Raw genomic sequence first — 17,581 nt, 5'->3', positions numbered from 1 at the left:
AGGGGATACTATGAGTTCATTTGTAAACAAAGTGGAAATTTCAAACACTCAACTTCTACATAGAAACTTATTAGTTGAAAAGTTTAAGGAAATGGGTATTAAACAAGGTATGACTATAATAGTTCACTCATCTTTAAGTTCATTAGGTTGGGTTTCAGGAGGAGCAATAACAGTTATAAATTCTTTAATGGATGTTGTTACAAAAGAAGGTACAATTGTTATGCCTGCACATTCGGTTGATAATTCTGATCCTCAGTATTGGGAAGCTCCTCCAGTTCCCAAAGAGTGGTGGGAAACAATCAGGGACACTTTGCCTCCATTTGATTTACAAACAACCCCAACATTTGGATTAGGTATAATTCCAGAACTATTTAGATCCTGGCCAGGAGTGCTTAGGAGTAATCACCCTATGTATTCTTTTACGGCTTGGGGGAGACACTCAAAAAGTATTGTTGCGGATCATTCACTCAACTTCGGATTAGGAAAAAAGTCCCCTCTTGGTAAATTATATGAACTTGATGCGTATGTTCTTTTATTAGGAGTGGGTTTTGAAAATAATACTTCTTTTCATATGGCAGAATATCAATTGGAAACTAAAAATATAATTACTCAAAGTTCTGCTATATTGGAGGATGGAGAGAGAGTTTGGAAAACCTACAAAGATATTGATTTAGATCCAGATGACATATTTGAAGTTTTGGGGGAAGCATTTGAAATAAGGAGTCCGGTAACTACTTACAAAATCGCGAATGCTAAAGTTAAATTCTTTAAACAAAAAGATGCAGTAAATTTTGCATTTGATTGGTTAAAAAACAGGTAAAGGAGAGAATGATAATGGAACTTGAAAAGTATGACATCTTTGCAAACTTCTACGATATTTTAATTCCTGAACCTCCTGGTTTAATTGATTTTTATTTAGAAATGGCAAAACCATATCAAAATATACTTGATGCTGGATGTGGAACAGGTACGCTTGCTTTGGAACTTGCTAAGGAAGAGAAACATATATTAGGATTAGATATTTCTAGCGATATGATTGATAAAGCATGTAAAAAAGCCAAAGATTGTGGTTTGGAAAATATAGTTAAATTTGATACTGGTGATATAAAAAACTTGAACTTAAAACAGAAATTCGACTTAATAATACTTTCAGGAGGGGTATTTGAATTTTTACTTTCTATTAAAGATCAAGTTAAAACTTTAATGACACTTAGAAGTTTATTGAATAATAACGGGAAATTAGTATTTGATGTAATTGTTCCACCGACAGTTTGTCCATTTGAAGATAGAAAGAGTGATGTAGCAAAACTCCCTCATAATATTTTGGGAGAAGGTACTCATATTTATTCCTGGCATGAGTGTAAATTTAAACATTTTCATCAATTGGTTTATACAAATCTATTCATAGAAATTTATGGTCTCGAAAAAAAATTAGTTGATAAATATAATTTTAATTTTATGACGAGATACACTACACCGTCAGAAATGATGCATTTACTTTCAAGATGTGGGTATAAGATTGAATCCAAGTATGGGGATTTTTATAAATCTCCATTAAAAGAAGATAGTGAATTTATGATTTATGTGGTTTCCCCTGTAAGCTAAAAAGCTTTTATTTTAGAATTGAGGGATGCACTGTTTTAGAAGTACGACAAATTTAAAAAACTCCCTATGTTGAATAAAGGAGTTTAATACCAGGAAATGAAACGCGCTCCAAGTTTTGTATAGTTTAATAAAAGTAACCTTGCAGCTTAAGTAGCGATTAGATGACTTCATTATTCTACCGGAGTCATCTATTTTAAATTCTATTGTCATCTTGACGCATTATGGACTCATATAGTCCTTAAACCAGTTGTTTTAATTCTTCAAATGTTTATGTTTCTTTATAGTCCATCTCATCTTATATATGAAAAAAGAAATCCATTGGTACAATATCAATACAGTTGCCTCTACGGACATAGATTGTTAAATAAAATAGATTTTACTCATAAAATAACTTCCGTTTCAATTAATTATACTTAAGTATAACGGGCTTTTTCCATAGAAAAAACTCGGAGAGGGGGACTTTGTAAACGCTAAAATAAAATGGACAGATATCGCTAAATAAGATTGAACACTTTCGCCAAAAATAACCCTTATCCTTTATACTAAATTGGTAGTAGATTGGTAATCGGGGGCATGATGAAAGGTGAAAAAGAAATTGATGTTATATTTAGCAATCCAACAAATGAAAGAACAAAGATTTACTGTAACACAGATTGCAGAACAGCTTAAAATATCTCGAACGACGGTTTATAGCTATTTGGAAATGTCGCCTGAACAGGCTTATGAGTGGGCGAATACATTAAAATCCAGAAAGAAAAAATTAGACCCTTATAAAGATTGGTTAGTCGCTTGGCTCAAAGAACATCCTCATTTAAGTGCTGCACAACTGCATGATTGGTTACTAGAACGTCATCCTAAATTGGTTGTTGGAGAAAGTACGATGCGCATGTATGTCAGTGAGTTACGAGAAGAATATCAAATTGAGAAAACCAAAAAAGTTAGGCAATATGAGGCCATAATCGAACAGCCAATGGGAAAACAAATGCAAGTTGACTGGGGAGAAACTCGTCAAAAAACGAAAGAAAATACTGAAGTGAAACTGTACTGTATTTGTTTTGTATTATCGCACTCTCGGTACAAATATGTAGAATGGCAAGATCGACCATTTACAACACGCGATACGATAAGAAGCCACGAAAATGCTTTTCAGTATTTTGGAGGGATGCCAGAAGAGATTGTCTACGACCAAGATCATTTAATAACAGTCAGTGAAAATGCCGGGGATATTATTTTAACAGGTGAATTTCAATCCTATAAACAACAACGTAAGTTCAGAATATATTTATGTCGTAAAGCAGATCCAGAATCGAAAGGTAAAATTGAAAATGTAGTGAAGTATGTGAAAGGAAATTTCGCAGATAGCCGTATTTTCACTACTATAGATAATTGGAATGAACGATGTATAGAGTGGCTGAAACGTACGGGTAATTACAAAGTACATAACGGTACAAAAAAGAGACCGACAGAAGTGTTTCTCCTCGAAAAGCAACACTTAAAGCCAGTCTCTAACCCACTCTCAATAGAGAGTAACAATACAATTAGTATAACAAGAACCGTTAATAAGGACAACACCATACACTATAAATCTAATCGTTACTCTGTCCCACTGGGAACATATAGACCAAGAGGTCTAAACCTTGTTTCAATTGAAATGGCTGTAGATGAAAGCAATCAGCAGCAACTGGTGATTAAACGAAGTCCTGATGGTGAAGTTCTAGCGAAGCATCGTCTTGAATTAGCCAAAGGAAAATTAGTCAAAAATCGAAATCATGAACGTGATCGTTCAAAAGGTATCCAAGCCTATAAAGAAACAGTGATTCGCCAGTTTAATAATACTGAACTAGCGACTACATATATTAATCAGGTCCTAGCTGAGTATCCTCGATATAAAAGGGACCAGCTGGCCATCATCCATAAAACAACCAATGATTATCCAGATTATATCGATGAAACCCTAATAAAATGTGTTGACGAGCATTTCACAAGTGCCAATGATTTTCATGATATTGCAAAGTATATAAGCAAGATTCAAAGCAAAGAACTACCAGTTCCACCTCTCGAATCGAGTAGGTTAAAAACAAGGAATATCAAAGTAGAAACACGTTCTATCAGCACATACACAGATATTTTAGGGGGTGTCATCTCATGAATGATGGCTTAGAAAATCTACAAAACTATTTTAAACAACTAAGATTAACAGAAACAGCCACTGAGCTGCCTAATATATTAAGAAAAGCGGAACAGTCCACATGGACTTATCGGGAATTTATTAAAGAAATCGTTGAATTCGAATTAACTAAACGTGAAGAAAAGAGTATTGAAAAACGAATGCGTTGGGCGAAGTTTCCTTATATGAAAACGCTGGAACTATTTGATTTATCTGATCAAACCTCTTTAAACGAAAGGCAATTAAACCAACTAAAAGAGCTAAATTGGCTAGAGCAACAATATAACTTAATTCTATTAGGACCGCCTGGTGTTGGTAAAACCCATTTGGCCATAGGATTAGGAATTGAAGCAATTCAAAAAGGATTTAACGTCATGTTTGTGACTATGGGTGAATTAATCAATCTTTTAAAAACCAGAGAATTTACACGGAAATCACAGGTGCAATTAAACCGAATTGAATCTTCTGATTTAGTAATTATTGATGACTTAATGTACATGGCAATGGATTCACGTGAAGCAAATCTATTCTTTCATCTGATAAATCATCTTTATGAGCGTAGCTCAATTATTTTGACTTCTAACAAGAGTCCTGATCAATGGGGCGAATTATTGGGAGATGAAGGTATAACTACAGCTATTTTAGATCGCATTTTACACAGAGTAGAAGTTGTACAGATGAATGATGATAGCTATCGAATGAAGCATCGTCAAGGTATGTTTTAACATTAGCAAATGGGTATAAGGAGATTTCATTTAAATGAAGATTTTAAATATAAATGAAGTAAGAGAAATCATATTAGAATTAGGTTTAATCTTGTGACCATCAAAAAGTTGAGAGCTGGTTATCGGATGGCTCTATAAAAAATATCCAGGATGGCAATCTTTACAAGATTATTGAGCATGATATCGAAGATTTCATATACGACACTTTGTGGATTGGTTCACCATATGAAAGAGGAATCAATAATGAAACGAAGATCGATAGATTACTTGAGGAAATTGCCTCTTTAAAGGCGAAAGTATCCAAACTTCAAGATGAAAAGCATGAATTAGAACTAGAACTTGGCAAGATGCCATTTTAATAATTCTTTCTCCTACTTCTACAAAGGAGTGGGAGAAGAATCAACGAAATTGTTCAAAATTAATTAGCAAAATGTGTCCAATTCTACTTGACGCTTACAGACTTTTTTTAAAAGTGTCTACTATTCGGCGTTCTGTTCGAAATCAAACATAGAGGTGCTTTTTCTATGAGAATAAACGAATATTATCTAGCTAAAAATTAAATGAAGACATAGCAAACAACCAGTCTCCGGTAGTGAACCGACTTCTGGCTGTTTAGAGTTTTATTAATCTTAATTCTTATAACATACTTAGTCCTGTTAAACTGAGATGTTTTTTCCAATACTTTCAGTAGTAATACTTAAATTATTGAAATCTACGATACATTTATTCCCTAATGATTTAGGAATAATACCCATTAAAAATAAAAGTATATCATATGACATGAAGGAAGAAAGAATAGAATTTGTGGCCCCTAGAGAACCTTTAATCGGATTTCTCTTAATATATTTATTAAGTGTGGTTTCATCAATAATAGAAAAGTCTTGATCATAGATTTCTTTATTAAAAAGGGGACCCCAAGTTCCTTTACTTATTCCTACCTTTCCTGATAAAAAGGGAATATTATTTTTCTTACAAAAATCCAAGATTATGTTACCAATATATATAGGAGTATCAGCAGCGTTAATAATTATATCAATCTTATTATCATAAAATATTTCCGATAAATCACGTGAAGAATTAATTAATTTTTTATATGTAATAATCTTTGCTTCTGAATTAATTGAGTTTATATAACTTTGAGCAACATCAATCTTATTATAGCCTATTGACTCTTTTGAATAAATGTATTGCCGATTAAGGTTATCAATTTCTACCTGATCATAGTCTATTAGAACAAAGTTAGAAATACCAGAAGCTGTGAGATTTTGGAGAATAAGACCACCGACTCCACCTAACCCAATTATTGCAACACGAGCATTGCACAATCGCTCTTGAAGAAGATTAGGGTTTTCGTTAAATTGTTCAAAATAATATAATTGTTTAGAGTAAAACTCATGAGAATAGTTATTATCCCATTCCTCAATAAGTGCCTCATTGTTATATAGTTTTTCAATTAATATGTTTGCCGCGGTAGTTCCTATACAATATTGTAGGTCACTTACAGAAGCTCCACCTTTAAGTTTGTTTAAAAAGTTGACAGAATTAGGAGTTTTAGAAATTTTTATTGCTAGTTTATTTACTATAATTATAGATTCTTCATTATCAATGATTAATATATGTTCTTTAAGTCTAATTCTTTTATTTTTCATAACATCCTCTTAAATTTTTTTTGAAATTATAAGCTCCCTAAACTTTTAGGGAGCTTATATCTTAGTAACGCGTAAGTAAATTAAGTACGACCAATCTCAACTAATTGAAAGTCAAGAGTGATTTCCAAGTCAAGATCCTCTAGATTTAACTCTTCTAACTTTAATTCTTCTAGATTCAATGCTTCTAAATTAACAGAGTTCTTTTCCATGATAATACCCCCTTTTGTAAATATTAGGAATTATTGATAATTAATTCCTGTGATGTTATTATATACCTGAACATTATAAATTTTCAATAAATTTTTATAATTTAATTTTAGGAGAGTTGGTAATTTGAATAGACTTAGATGTAAAAAAAAGGATAAAAGTAAAGTTTCTATTGAGATAGATTCTCAACCAATTTCTATTAATCCTCTTAAAACTCTTGATTATAATGGAAAATTAATTTGTAACACCTTATATGAACCGCTAAAACATGGTGTGAATTGTAAAATTATAAGTAACGATTGTTTAAATGAATATACAATAGAAATCTTTCAAGATTATTTTGAGTCTAAAATTACTGCAAACAACTTTGTTCAAGCTATTCTTCTACATTTAAATAAACAATATAAAAGTCCTTATATTAAAGATTTTCTCCAAATAAAAAATGCAATTCTTTATTTGATGGGGGAAAAAGATATTAATACGCTAGGAATTGCAATTATTTCAAAATATTCATTTAGGATAGAATTAGAAAGAACATGTAGCTATTTTCTCAATATTTTAGAAAGCCCTTTTTTAATACCAATAAATGGACAAAATAAACCTATTAATAATGGACCCTACACTATTTCTGATATAAGCAATAAAGAAATAAATTTAATAAGGAATAAAAATTACTTTATCAATGATGTATCAAATGTTAAGAACATAAATTTTTTGTTAAATAATAATATAAAAGAATCTGTTGATTTGTATAAAAATCATTATTTAGATATAACTTGTCATACGCAATTTCATCATGAATTTTTGCACTTAGATTGTTATGACGATTTTGAAAGACTAAATTCCAATTTGTTTTTCTATCTTGATATTAGAAATAAGGTAGTTTTTGATTTACTAAGTAAGGATGGCACTCAACTCAGCATACCTGAGTCATTAAAAAGAATATTAAAACCGATATCTTCTTATATAGGAGAGAGAAATATTTGGAATGTCAACACTAAACTGGACAATCTTTATAAGGACCTGTTCTTGAATTCCACTGGCGATAAATAACCTAGTGTTCCGTGAATTCGAATGTTATTGAACCAATGAACATAATCATTAAGTTCAAGAGCGAGCTGTTCAAGAGAAGCGAAGTGTGCTCCGTTTGCGAATTCGGTTTTAAATACTTTGAACATCGCTTCGGCCACGGCGTTATCATAGGGACAACCCTTCATACTTAATGATCTTTGAATCCCAAATGTTTCTAGTGCCTCTGAAATTAGTTTGTTATCAAACTCTTTTCCACGGTCTGTATGGAACATCTTGATGTTATGTAAATTCCCTTTAATGCTGGCTAATGCTTGATACACAAGGGCTGCTGTCTTATTAGGACCGGCACTGTGACCAATAATTTCACGGTTGAAAAGGTCGACAAATAAGCATACATAGTGCCATTTTTTCTCAACACGGACGTATGTTAAATCACTTACAACTACAGCTAATTGCTCTTCTTGTTTAAACTGACGATGTAACTCATTTTTGATGGGTGCTTCATTACAGGTTTGTTTATACGGCTTGTATTGTGCCACGGTATACTTTGATACCAGTCCTAATTGTTTCATGATTCGACCGATTCGACGTCTAGAAACTACCATCTTCTGCTTCTTTAATTCTACTTTTAGTTTACGAGTACCATAGTTACTACGGCTTTCTTTAAAGAGTCGTTCAATCTCGTTGGAAAGTTCTACTTCCTCTGTGTTATGTGCTTCTTTTTCACTCAAATTGGCATGATAATAGTATGTGCTTTTGGCGATGTTGAGGACGTTACACATTGCTGATATTGAATATTTGTGAGCGTTATTTCGAATCACATCTATTTTCGTCCCATGATCAGCGCTGCTTGCTTTAAAATGTCATTCTCCATCATTAAACGTTGATTTTCTTTACGTAATTTTATTAACTCATTTTCTTCATCAGTACGGTTCTCTTTCGCAGTGAAGGCCCCAGTTTCTTGATGGTTTTTAATCCAGCGATCTAATGCAGATGGCGTGATTTCATATTCTCTACAGATATCTGCACGAGACTTTCCATTTTCATAAAGCTTGACTAATTGAAGTTTAAATTCTGGTGTAAAAGTTCGACGTTGACGTGACATAGTAGCACGCTCCCTTAGGTTAGTATGTTAAGTCTACTAGCCCTTATAGTATCTGTCCAACTTAGTGTAGCCGATTCAATTTCTAAAGAAACAAGTTTAAGTATCAGATTAGATGAATTTAATCCAGTAAAAATCATCTATTGTGACTATTACCCTAACGACTTAATAATTGAACACCTAATGCATTTATTAGATTCAATTGGAATAGAAGTAGAGGTTACTTCGATTAAGGATTTTAATGAATTTAGAAGCATTGATACCAAAAAGTATGATATTTGTCTAAAGTTATTTGTTCCACATTATGAACATTACTCCAGTATTATTATGACTCTTTTGTGGGATGTAAAAAGTAATGACAAAAGAAAACAAATTATTAACGCATTGAGAAGAGATAATACTTTGGAGTTGTCAAGAATAATGAATAGGACTGATCATACTATTCCTATTTTTAAAGGGGACAGTATATTTCTAAAAGATTGTGATATTATTGGTTACAATCTAAATGAATATGGATATTTATCTGTTAGAAATTTAAGGTATAAGGAGTAATCATGTATGGAGATTTCCGTAAATAAAGAAATTATCCGTTTAATAAATACAATAGAAACTCCAGCAATTGTATATGATGCGGATATAATAAAGTATTTTATAAATAAACTACGCCAAGATACACTTAACATTCCGAACTTAGAAATATGTTTTGCAGTTAAAGCAAATCGTAATCCCCTAGTATTAAAGGTGATGAGGGAAGCCAATCTAGGAGCAGATATAGCATCGATAGAAGAGTTGAATGTAGCTATTGAAGCTGGATTATTTCCTATTTATTGTACATCCCCCGGATTTTCACATGAACAGATTGAGAATATTTATAATCATAGTATTATCTTTGACTTTGATAATTTATCTCAGCTAAAAAATTGGCTGTTCAAAAGTTCATTAAAAAACAGAAAAATTGGATTAAGAATAAGACCGTATTTAGATAAAAAATATACTGATGATATAACAGTTGGGGAGAAAAGTCGATTTGGTATTAACCCTGCTAGTGAGGAATTACATGAAATAATTAAAAATAATAATCTACTTGTTGAACAACTCCACGTACATATTGGTGAAAAAAAGAATTCTTTAGTTTTCAAGGAATTACTCAATTATATAGAAACTATAATAAATACATTTGATAACTTTAAGGATATTAAAAAGATTAATCTGGGTGGGGGATACGATCATTTATACGCTAATGCCTCTGAAGTTAGGAACTCATGGGATGCTGTAGAGGAGTTTTCCGAAAATATTTCTAGAAGGTTAAATAGGGATATAAAGATAATTATTGAACCAGGTAGTTTGCTTACAAATGCTAGTGGTTTTTTATACTCTGAAGTAAAAGCGTCGGATGAATTATCTCCTGAGTGTCAGAGAATAATTTTAGACTCGTCAGCATTTAATTTACTATCTTGGGCGAAACCCAAAATACTATTATCAACTAGTAAATCAGCCGAAAAGATAATACACAAAATATATGGTCCAACTTGTTTTGAATATGACTATTTTTTTAGTCCTGCTTTAAACAAATTAGGGATTGATGATAGAATTTTAATGCATCCTGTTGGAGCTTATGTTTCAGGTATTAATAGAAATTTACACGGTCTTCAGAATCCCAAAGAATATTTGTTGATTAGTAATAAATTAATGGATTATGAGGTGACTTATGAGAGAAAATGAAACTCTTAAAGAATTACACCAAGAGTTGGATAATTTAAATAATTTAAGGTTAAATTTAGAAAATGAATTGGATGAAGAGAAAAGAATTATTTTAAATTCCAAAGTAACCTATATATATGATTTATTAATTAATCCACCGAGAAACTTATTTGAAATTGAAAACGAGCTAACTAATTTATCAAACTTAATTCGTATAAGTTGGTTAGAAAGTGCATTTAAATATGCTAATGCTTTTTATAAATCTCCACTAAAGGGAACAAAAAAACTAATGCCTTCAGGCCGAGAAATTAATTTTAGATATGAAAGAGGTCTACCATCCGATATTCTGGAGAGTGATTGGGAATCTACAAATAATGTCAGCTGCGTTTTATTTTCAAGCGGGATGTCTGCAATTACTACTACCCTTGAAGCACTTAAGAATACAAAGAAATCTAAAGAAAACTTGAAAATTGTAACGTGGATATCTTATTTCGAAACTGTTTCATTGTTAAATCTACTTACTACTATAGCAACAGAACAGATTAACTATACATGTCAAGAAGCTTTAAATTCACATGTTCAAGAGGATTTGGTTGATATCATTTTTATTGAATCAATAAGATATAATTGGGATTTAGAGATTTTTAATATAGATGAATTATGTAAAGCTATTAATAACAGGAGACATAAAAAAAATCTCATTTATATAATTATTGATACTACATTATCGGGTACGATGTTTGACTTGTCTAAAATATACGAAAAATTAGAAGAAGATGTAAATGTCATGCTGTTTGAGGTAAGATCTTGCGTTAAATTGGATCAACAAGGATTAGAATTTTCCAACGTGGGCTTTTTAAAAATTCAATCTTTAGGGCATTTATATAAATATCAACTAGTAATTCATGAGTTAATCAAAAGAGCCAGAACAATAATGGGTACCGCTTTATCATTTCAAGAAGTTTGTTCTCTGGATTTTGGATACTTTAATTTGTCTGAGGAAAATGTAAATTATCAAAAGTGTGTATTTCGAAACAATGAGTTTTTAGCCAAATCGATTTCTTGTAAAGGTATTATTAGCAAAGTAGCACATCCCTCTTTGGATATTACTAAAAATTATATTTGGTCTCATGCCCCTTTTGTTTTTATTCACCTTAAAGATTCAAGTCTAGAAAACTATAAAAAAGTATTCAATTTTATAATTAATGAAGTTGAAAGAGTAACAGGAAAGGTACCTATTGGGGACAGTTTTGGTTTTAGAGATTTAAGAATGGAATTAGTAATAACAAACGGAGAACCGCAAGAAAGTATTATAAAGATAGCAGCAGGTGCTTATAAAAGTCCGACACTTTTCTTGTTAATTCAAGTTATAAATTCTCTTTCTGAATTTAAGCATGTGGCTGAAATAGATTTAAGTCATAAAAATACTACATATTTCGAATTAACTTAGAGTTTGGAAATGTTTTTATTGCAAAAGAAAAGTGCTGACTAGTGCAACGTATTTGTAAAAGTCAAGAACTTTTTAGTACCCATATACAGACTCACAATCCACAGCCTAGTCAATCAACTGTAAAGGTGTTTCTAATTCATTTTTGGCCTTGTTTTATCTCAACAAGTTTTCTACTAGTAAGCGATTCAAAGTACAATAGATACTTTAAATTTTACCTACTTAAACAACGACGATGAACCGGTTCATTCTGGACGGTATTTTAATCAGTATAAGGTAGGTTATGAGCAAAGTTTCCAAAACGATGGTATGCAAATGCTACAGCATATTCTAATTGAAACAATGTTCAGCTTTAAACCATATCCTTGCGAGGATAAATTTGTAAGTAATTATATAACAAAATATTTAGAGTATATTAACCGCTATGATTTAATCGAAGAATATGATTTACAACCATTTAATATGAGAATCCAAACAATTGAACGAACGTTTTTGGACAAGCTATTCGCCGTTTGTGACTATCATCATGATAATGATTATAAAGGGAAATCTCGTCATATTTATGATATACATAAGATTTATCAAAGTGGTTTATTAAATATTGATATGTTACATTCCCTGGTAGACCAAGTGATTGAAACAAGAAGAGAAGGGAAAAATACACATTCTTGTAAAGTTGGGTACAAACCGCTAGAAGTACTCCAAGATATTATTAATAGTAGTGTATATAAAGCGGATTACAACACAAACACTCGAGAATTTTTATCAGTTTTTGTGGAATATGAAACAGCTATCGCATCACTCCAAGATATCTTAGGAAAAGGGTGGATTCCTGTTGAAATTTCAGAACAATCACCTCTTACAACTACTATTATCTAGAGTTAAAATTGAATATGAAATAAAAAACCGTCATTACTTATTTAGTTTATTGGAGTTAAGACGGTTTTTTATTTTAGTATTCTGGAGAAATTTAAATAATGTGAAAGAAGTTGTAAGTCTTAACTTTGAAGAGGATTGACAATTAATAATTATGTTCGATCATAAATAATAAAGTTTGATAAAAAACTGTATGGAATGAATGCAGGTTTTCTTATTCCACAATCGGGCCATATTGTGGGTGCGACACGTTCCTGACTCAAATGAGATGTGGTTAACACAATCTCGGTAAAGGTTAGGCAATTTACGATTTAAATTGAAGGATATTATCAAGGAGTCGAATGAGGAAGTAACGCTCTGAAAGGCTCCCCCTGCGCCGAATAGCACGCTGCTTAGTAAGGAAAAGCGTGTTATAAGCTCGGCTAATAGGCGTGAGAATTTACCGTAACAGTTCGGCTGACGAAATCCTACCCGATGGGGTGGCGTAAATCATGGTGCTTGGGTTGAACAGATATGGTGAGAATGCAATGAATTAGAATAATAAACTAAGTTGCTGACGAACTTCTGAATGTACGGGTCTAGACTGGCAATACATAGAAATGTGTATATCACTAAATGTGAGGTTAGCTATGGATGAGTAAGAATCCGCAATATAAAAATCCATCTTGTGTTACAGGCACATGTAACGCTAACAGGCTCATAGGAAGCACCTAAGTTTGTTCCAAAATAGATAATATTCAACGTGGTAAGCTGATAACGTGGAGAGCTTACTCTCGACGAGACGTTGGAAAGGAAAATAATTGTGAGATTAGCGAATATATAACTTTCCTTTATATCAGTGAAAGTGGTGGCACAGTACCGTTGATGCGTGTAATGAACGTGGAGGGATCGCCACTAGATTAATACAAGATTTATTCACCATGCAAGGCAGTTCTTCAACGATTAATAAGGTTCTTGTGAGACTAATAGAGGTTCAGCTCCAAAAGGAGCCACCGACTTGTTAAAACGAAAGAAACTGAGACATAACGAGTATTATGACATGCAAAAGCAATTTGATATGTTATATGCTCGCAGTGTTGATGGTCAAAATTTTTATGAGACCACGATAAAGTAGAAGTACTCATGAAAGTACTTCAATTAAATAAGAAGCAACTAAACAAAGTAAATCAATTGCGTGAGCAATGTCTGTATGAAGCAATCTAATTCCACACTACATCTTGTCCTTACATAAAAATCGAATGAATTGAATTAATTGGAACGCCGTATGCGGTGAAAGTCGCACGTACGGTGTGAGGTGGGGGAAAAGCTGGCGATAACTTCAAAAGCTTACCTATCACGATAATAACCTTTCATGGGAATTGGATATTTATGTTAGAATGTAGATGAGTTTGTGAAGGATTGCACTTAAACTAACGGGGCAGATTTCTTTAATAAGGGTAGAGTAATTACTTGAAATAATACATAAAAAAACAGACAGAATGATGCACCTCTAATTGGTTGTCTGCTTTTGCTTTTATTACTTTAAACCGCATCAATATTTCTGGCGTAAGTTCAGTAAGTAATGTTTAGGGTTAAGCTTTTGTTGAATATATGCTTTTGATTCAGCAACATCTACAGTTGTTTGCTTTCCTCTAGTAGCATTTGTTTCATATAATTTTATATAGTAATAGGAAAGTGGGGACTCAAACTATAACATTAGAAAAGAAATTTTCTAGGTTTCTTAGACATGGCTATACAAATAGAAATCCTCTTCAATAACAACATATAGAGATACTTAACGAACTACACGGTAGGCTAGTTAATAGTGAAGAATTAGGGTTGTCTACCGATAATAGAACGATGGCTTCAAGTTTTACGTTGATGGGTTTTCCGGGTATTTTGATGCAGTCACTTCCTAGTGGAATCGAGGGTGAATGCTGGCTAAGAGCTCTTACCAGAAAACATGAAAGTCCTTTCATCCAATAAGACATTTATTATTTATTCACTTTTTAGGGGAATCGGTAGATACAATTTATCGATATGTGAATATGGTAAATGCCCCTTTTGGTGAAGGACCTTTTTTATGTTTAAATCCTGCAGCAAAACACTATCTTAATCCTGTGATAACAGATTTGAAAGTAACAACATGTTGTGACACTAAAAGACCTGTTGTGACATTTTCTTGTTCTTGTGGATTTGTTTATTCTCGTAGAGGGCCAGATATGATACCTGAAGATCGGAAGAAAATCGGAAGAATTAAAGAGTTTGGTGCTGTATGGCTGGAAAAGCTGGACTCTTTGGTATACGAAGAAAAATTGAGTTTCCGGGAAAGTGCTAGAATCTTAAATGTAGATACAAAGACAGTAATTAAATATTCTAATGAAAAAATCCGCGAAGTTAAAGTTACTCATGCTTCTACAAAAGACCAGGAAAAGAATCAATGGCTAGAAATGATTGGTAATTATCCTGATCTTTCAAAAACCGATCTCAGAAAGAAGAATCCTTCACTTTATATGAGATTATATAGAAATGATAAACAGTGGCTTATACAAAACTCACCTAATAAAGGTAAATTGGAAAATGAAAATAAAAGAGTTGACTGGTTTGATAGAGACCTACAAATTTTAGAAGAAGTAAAAAATGCTGTTAATGAAATTAATAATAGTGATAAGCCTATCAAAATTACATTAAGTAGAATAGGCAGAACAATAAAGCAACTATCTCTATTAGAGAAGAAAATGAATAAACTACCTCTAACAAAAGAGTTTATTCTGAGTGTAACTGAGTCATTGGAGGATTTTCAAAAGAGAAGAATAAATTGGGTCATCGAGCAACTAGATAAAGAGGACCTATCTCTATGGAAGATAAGAAGGAAAGCAGGATTAAAAGATTCATTTTATGAAAAGTGGAAGGGAGAGATTGAGAACTCTATAGATAGTCAAATTTCAAAAACAAATAATAATATATATTCATAACAGTGAAATGGGTTGATTTAGCTCGTTTCACTCTTTAATTTTTATTGAACATTCTTGTGTTTTAAAAAAAGGTGTACATCTAACTCTAATTTGAATCTTCATTCAAGCATTAATTAAGGTCAGTCTTAATAAAATAGATCAAAGACTTTTATTAGGATGTGAGTAATGAAGTTCATTCTTAAGATTGCCCTCTTTATTATAGTTACTATTTTAGCATTATTCTTTTTTGTATATTTGAATTTAAAAATGAATCTTGGAATATCGGAATTAGATTTTAATTTGTTTATCGTGCCGTTTATCTATTTTTTTTATTTTTATATAATGTTTCCAAAACTGAGGGAAATATTTAATAAACAATTTTTAAAGACAAGGGAATTACATTTTATAATTGCAATACCAATTTTATTTGCACTGGTTGGACTTTTTTTAACATATACATATATGTACATTCCACTATTTTTCAATCTTAATTCAATATCCATCGGCTCTTCACAGTACATATCATCAGAGGAACTAACCAAAATGGGAGAAGTGATTTTAACAGGAGTACTTGGACCTTTTAATGAAGAAGTTATCTTTCGCTTTTTATTATTATATTTTCTACCATATTCCTTTTTTTATTATATTTTCGAAGAAAAATGTACGAGAAGATTAGTTTTTTCTCGTGATAATATATTAATTAAAGCTTTTAAAGAAAGAAATAAAGGAATAGTTATTTGTTGGGTGATATTGCTTTCAAGTCTTTTTTCAATAGTACATGGTCCTAACTTTTTGTCTTTTCCTATGTATTTTTTAGGAGGAATAATTTTTAGTTATTTATTCTTGAGATTTGGATTTTTACCAGCGTGGATTGCACATGGATCCTATAATATTTTATCGCCATATGTACACTTTATTTTTATAAAAATAATTGAAATAAGTTCTTAAAAGCGGAATGAAAAGATGTTATGAATGATTTGCTGGAGCTAGGAACAAACAAAATAACGAAGCCGATAATTCTTTGATTTATTGGCTTCATTATTCTTTATGATTGAAGCTGATTAGCTTGACTCTAAATCATCAACCTTTCTGTGATCCAGAAGAATTGTTTAAGAGCGAGCCTACTATAGTGATAATTAGTATACTAATTATACCGCAGACTAAAGTAAGTACTATTAATGACCAACTATTAATTAAAGCTTTTATCAAGATAATAAGTAAGAAAATAGAAACTAATCCTGTGATGATTTTATTTATCTTAGTGTCTTGTCCAAAGAAAATATATTTAAATATGTTCCATAATAAAATGAGTAAAATAGATATACCAATTATTAATAGAAATAATGGTATCAATAGATTAACTGAAATATCGATTTCATCTTTTGTATTGAATATAATATCTAGTATAGATTTACCCGCATTTATTTCTTTAATAAGTGGTATTGAAAGTTTATTTGAGATGTATAAGAGCGAAAAAGTCAAAATAATCCCCAAAAAGTAAAGTATAAGATCAAAAATACTATTTCCTTTATCCTCCAATTTCTTACCTCCTTTCTTCCCAGATTATTAGAATTTATGTTCTAAGTAGTAATAAAATCACTTTTATAAAGAATGAGCTAATAATTGTTTTCTCTTTAGTCGAATAGAACTATCTAGATAATTTCACCTTTTACAAAGAATTATTTAAAAATTTGCAGTTTAATCATTGCAATTTTTATCTAAGTGAAATATTATATAAGTAAATTGTTATATAGTTATATTCTAATGAAGGAGGTCTTGTTTTGATGGAAACAGTAAATGAAATCGAAAAAACAGCCACAATCTTGAAACTTTTGGGCGATAAAACTCGATTAACAATGGTTAAAATGTTAGAGTCACATGACTACTGTGTATGTGAATTTGTAGAAATCTTTAAAGTAAGTCAACCTGCAATTAGCCAACATGTCCGGAAGTTGAAGAGTGCAGGATTAGTGAGTGAAATGAAAAAAGGTCAATGGGTAATTTATTCGTTGAATAAAAACTCTGAATTTTATCCGTTTATTCAAGGCTTACTTAACTATCTCCCTAATCAAGATTTTCATTTGCAAGAATTAGAAAAGCAGGGTTTACGTATTTCATGTGATTAAGGAGGAAGAAA

At 31.6% G+C, this 17,581-nt stretch carries 17 protein-coding genes; 13 read left to right on the top strand and 4 right to left on the bottom strand.

Annotated elements, in window-relative coordinates:
* The first annotated feature begins 10 nt into the window (after window positions 1-10).
* The 5 genes from LG296_RS21170 to LG296_RS21150 all read left to right on the top strand — a co-directional run bounded on the left by LG296_RS21170 (window position 11) and on the right by LG296_RS21150 (window position 4,856).
* On the top strand, window positions 11-820 hold the full coding sequence (locus LG296_RS21170; protein WP_107937247.1) for an aminoglycoside N(3)-acetyltransferase: 810 nt from the start codon (window positions 11-13) through the stop codon (window positions 818-820).
* A 14-nt stretch (window positions 821-834) separates the two neighbouring features.
* Window positions 835-1,605: a class I SAM-dependent methyltransferase gene (locus LG296_RS21165; RefSeq protein WP_193768079.1), complete on the top strand. Its 771-nt coding sequence runs from the start codon at window positions 835-837 to the stop codon at window positions 1,603-1,605.
* Between the two features lie 598 nt (window positions 1,606-2,203).
* The gene (gene istA / locus LG296_RS21160) at window positions 2,204-3,754 is read left to right on the top strand and encodes an IS21 family transposase (RefSeq protein ID WP_181418126.1); all 1,551 of its coding nucleotides are present in this window, start codon (window positions 2,204-2,206) and stop codon (window positions 3,752-3,754) included.
* Window positions 3,751-4,497 carry an IS21-like element helper ATPase IstB gene (istB, locus tag LG296_RS21155; protein WP_107937907.1) on the top strand — a complete coding sequence of 249 codons (747 nt, stop codon included), beginning with the start codon at window positions 3,751-3,753 and terminating at the stop codon, window positions 4,495-4,497. The genes istA and istB overlap by 4 nt, the downstream gene beginning before the upstream one ends.
* Before the next feature lie 206 nt (window positions 4,498-4,703).
* Window positions 4,704-4,856 (top strand): hypothetical protein, encoded by a 153-nt coding sequence (locus tag LG296_RS21150; RefSeq protein ID WP_181418125.1) that lies wholly within the window; start codon window positions 4,704-4,706, stop codon window positions 4,854-4,856.
* A gap of 297 nt (window positions 4,857-5,153) precedes the next feature.
* Here LG296_RS21150 and LG296_RS21145 read toward each other — a convergent pair whose 3' ends face one another.
* Complete coding sequence (locus LG296_RS21145; protein WP_107937251.1) at window positions 5,154-6,146, bottom strand: ThiF family adenylyltransferase; 993 nt, start codon at window positions 6,144-6,146, stop codon at window positions 5,154-5,156.
* Window positions 6,147-6,226: 80 nt separating this feature from the next.
* The gene (locus LG296_RS21140; protein WP_282433289.1) at window positions 6,227-6,355 is read right to left on the bottom strand and encodes a hypothetical protein; all 129 of its coding nucleotides are present in this window, start codon (window positions 6,353-6,355) and stop codon (window positions 6,227-6,229) included.
* Between the two features lie 124 nt (window positions 6,356-6,479).
* Between LG296_RS21140 and LG296_RS21135 the strand changes: the two genes are divergently transcribed.
* On the top strand, window positions 6,480-7,406 hold the full coding sequence (locus tag LG296_RS21135) for an ABC transporter substrate-binding protein (RefSeq protein ID WP_404428013.1): 927 nt from the start codon (window positions 6,480-6,482) through the stop codon (window positions 7,404-7,406).
* On the opposite strand, the gene LG296_RS21130 is transcribed toward LG296_RS21135, so the two are convergent.
* A protein-coding gene (locus LG296_RS21130; protein WP_404426987.1) for an IS3 family transposase occupies window positions 7,367-8,490 on the bottom strand; the annotation gives its coding sequence in 2 pieces (ribosomal slippage) (window positions 7,367-8,244 and window positions 8,244-8,490; 1,125 coding nt in all). The two genes, LG296_RS21135 and LG296_RS21130, sit on opposite strands and share 40 nt — an antisense overlap.
* 24 nt (window positions 8,491-8,514) lie before the next feature.
* Between LG296_RS21130 and LG296_RS21125 the strand changes: the two genes are divergently transcribed.
* The 6 genes from LG296_RS21125 (at window position 8,515) to LG296_RS21100 (ending at window position 16,392) form a co-directional block, all read left to right on the top strand.
* Window positions 8,515-9,039, top strand: coding sequence for a hypothetical protein (locus LG296_RS21125; protein ID WP_404428012.1), 525 nt, complete (start codon window positions 8,515-8,517; stop codon window positions 9,037-9,039).
* Window positions 9,040-9,045: 6 nt separating this feature from the next.
* Window positions 9,046-10,209 (top strand): hypothetical protein, encoded by a 1,164-nt coding sequence (locus tag LG296_RS21120; protein WP_107937256.1) that lies wholly within the window; start codon window positions 9,046-9,048, stop codon window positions 10,207-10,209.
* On the top strand, window positions 10,196-11,638 hold the full coding sequence (locus LG296_RS21115; RefSeq protein ID WP_107937258.1) for a PLP-dependent transferase: 1,443 nt from the start codon (window positions 10,196-10,198) through the stop codon (window positions 11,636-11,638). Before LG296_RS21120 ends, LG296_RS21115 begins: the two co-directional genes overlap by 14 nt.
* Before the next feature lie 312 nt (window positions 11,639-11,950).
* Window positions 11,951-12,514: a nucleotidyl transferase AbiEii/AbiGii toxin family protein gene (locus LG296_RS21110; protein WP_248283795.1), complete on the top strand. Its 564-nt coding sequence runs from the start codon at window positions 11,951-11,953 to the stop codon at window positions 12,512-12,514.
* A gap of 1,958 nt (window positions 12,515-14,472) precedes the next feature.
* On the top strand, window positions 14,473-15,465 hold the full coding sequence (locus LG296_RS21105; protein ID WP_107937261.1) for a TnsD family Tn7-like transposition protein: 993 nt from the start codon (window positions 14,473-14,475) through the stop codon (window positions 15,463-15,465).
* Window positions 15,466-15,987: 522 nt separating this feature from the next.
* Window positions 15,988-16,392, top strand: a complete 405-nt coding sequence (locus LG296_RS21100; RefSeq protein WP_404428011.1) for a type II CAAX prenyl endopeptidase Rce1 family protein — start codon at window positions 15,988-15,990, stop codon at window positions 16,390-16,392.
* Window positions 16,393-16,524: 132 nt separating this feature from the next.
* Here LG296_RS21100 and LG296_RS21095 read toward each other — a convergent pair whose 3' ends face one another.
* Window positions 16,525-16,983 (bottom strand): hypothetical protein, encoded by a 459-nt coding sequence (locus LG296_RS21095; protein WP_404428010.1) that lies wholly within the window; start codon window positions 16,981-16,983, stop codon window positions 16,525-16,527.
* 245 nt (window positions 16,984-17,228) lie between these two features.
* On the opposite strand from LG296_RS21095, the gene LG296_RS21090 reads away from it, so the two are divergent.
* On the top strand, window positions 17,229-17,570 hold the full coding sequence (locus LG296_RS21090) for a helix-turn-helix transcriptional regulator (protein ID WP_107937267.1): 342 nt from the start codon (window positions 17,229-17,231) through the stop codon (window positions 17,568-17,570).
* Window positions 17,571-17,581: the final 11 nt, after the last annotated feature.

This window comes from Ureibacillus chungkukjangi, assembly GCF_044795995.1.
GTDB lineage: Bacteria > Bacillota > Bacilli > Bacillales_A > Planococcaceae > Ureibacillus > Ureibacillus chungkukjangi.
Note: the sequence above shows the minus strand (reverse complement) of the source record. Positions and strands in the feature narration are given on the sequence as shown.

Coding starts and splice junctions, on each gene's coding strand:
- LG296_RS21170 (WP_107937247.1), top strand. CDS start 11: ATGAGTTCATTTGTAAACAAAGTGGAAATTTCAAACACTCAACTTCTA.
- LG296_RS21145 (WP_107937251.1), bottom strand. CDS start 6,146: ATGAAAAATAAAAGAATTAGACTTAAAGAACATATATTAATCATTGAT.
- istA (WP_181418126.1), top strand. CDS start 2,204: ATGTTATATTTAGCAATCCAACAAATGAAAGAACAAAGATTTACTGTA.
- LG296_RS21110 (WP_248283795.1), top strand. CDS start 11,951: ATGCTACAGCATATTCTAATTGAAACAATGTTCAGCTTTAAACCATAT.
- LG296_RS21140 (WP_282433289.1), bottom strand. CDS start 6,355: ATGGAAAAGAACTCTGTTAATTTAGAAGCATTGAATCTAGAAGAATTA.
- istB (WP_107937907.1), top strand. CDS start 3,751: ATGAATGATGGCTTAGAAAATCTACAAAACTATTTTAAACAACTAAGA.
- LG296_RS21165 (WP_193768079.1), top strand. CDS start 835: ATGGAACTTGAAAAGTATGACATCTTTGCAAACTTCTACGATATTTTA.
- LG296_RS21100 (WP_404428011.1), top strand. CDS start 15,988: ATGGGAGAAGTGATTTTAACAGGAGTACTTGGACCTTTTAATGAAGAA.
- LG296_RS21125 (WP_404428012.1), top strand. CDS start 8,515: ATGTTAAGTCTACTAGCCCTTATAGTATCTGTCCAACTTAGTGTAGCC.
- LG296_RS21120 (WP_107937256.1), top strand. CDS start 9,046: ATGGAGATTTCCGTAAATAAAGAAATTATCCGTTTAATAAATACAATA.
- LG296_RS21090 (WP_107937267.1), top strand. CDS start 17,229: ATGGAAACAGTAAATGAAATCGAAAAAACAGCCACAATCTTGAAACTT.
- LG296_RS21115 (WP_107937258.1), top strand. CDS start 10,196: ATGAGAGAAAATGAAACTCTTAAAGAATTACACCAAGAGTTGGATAAT.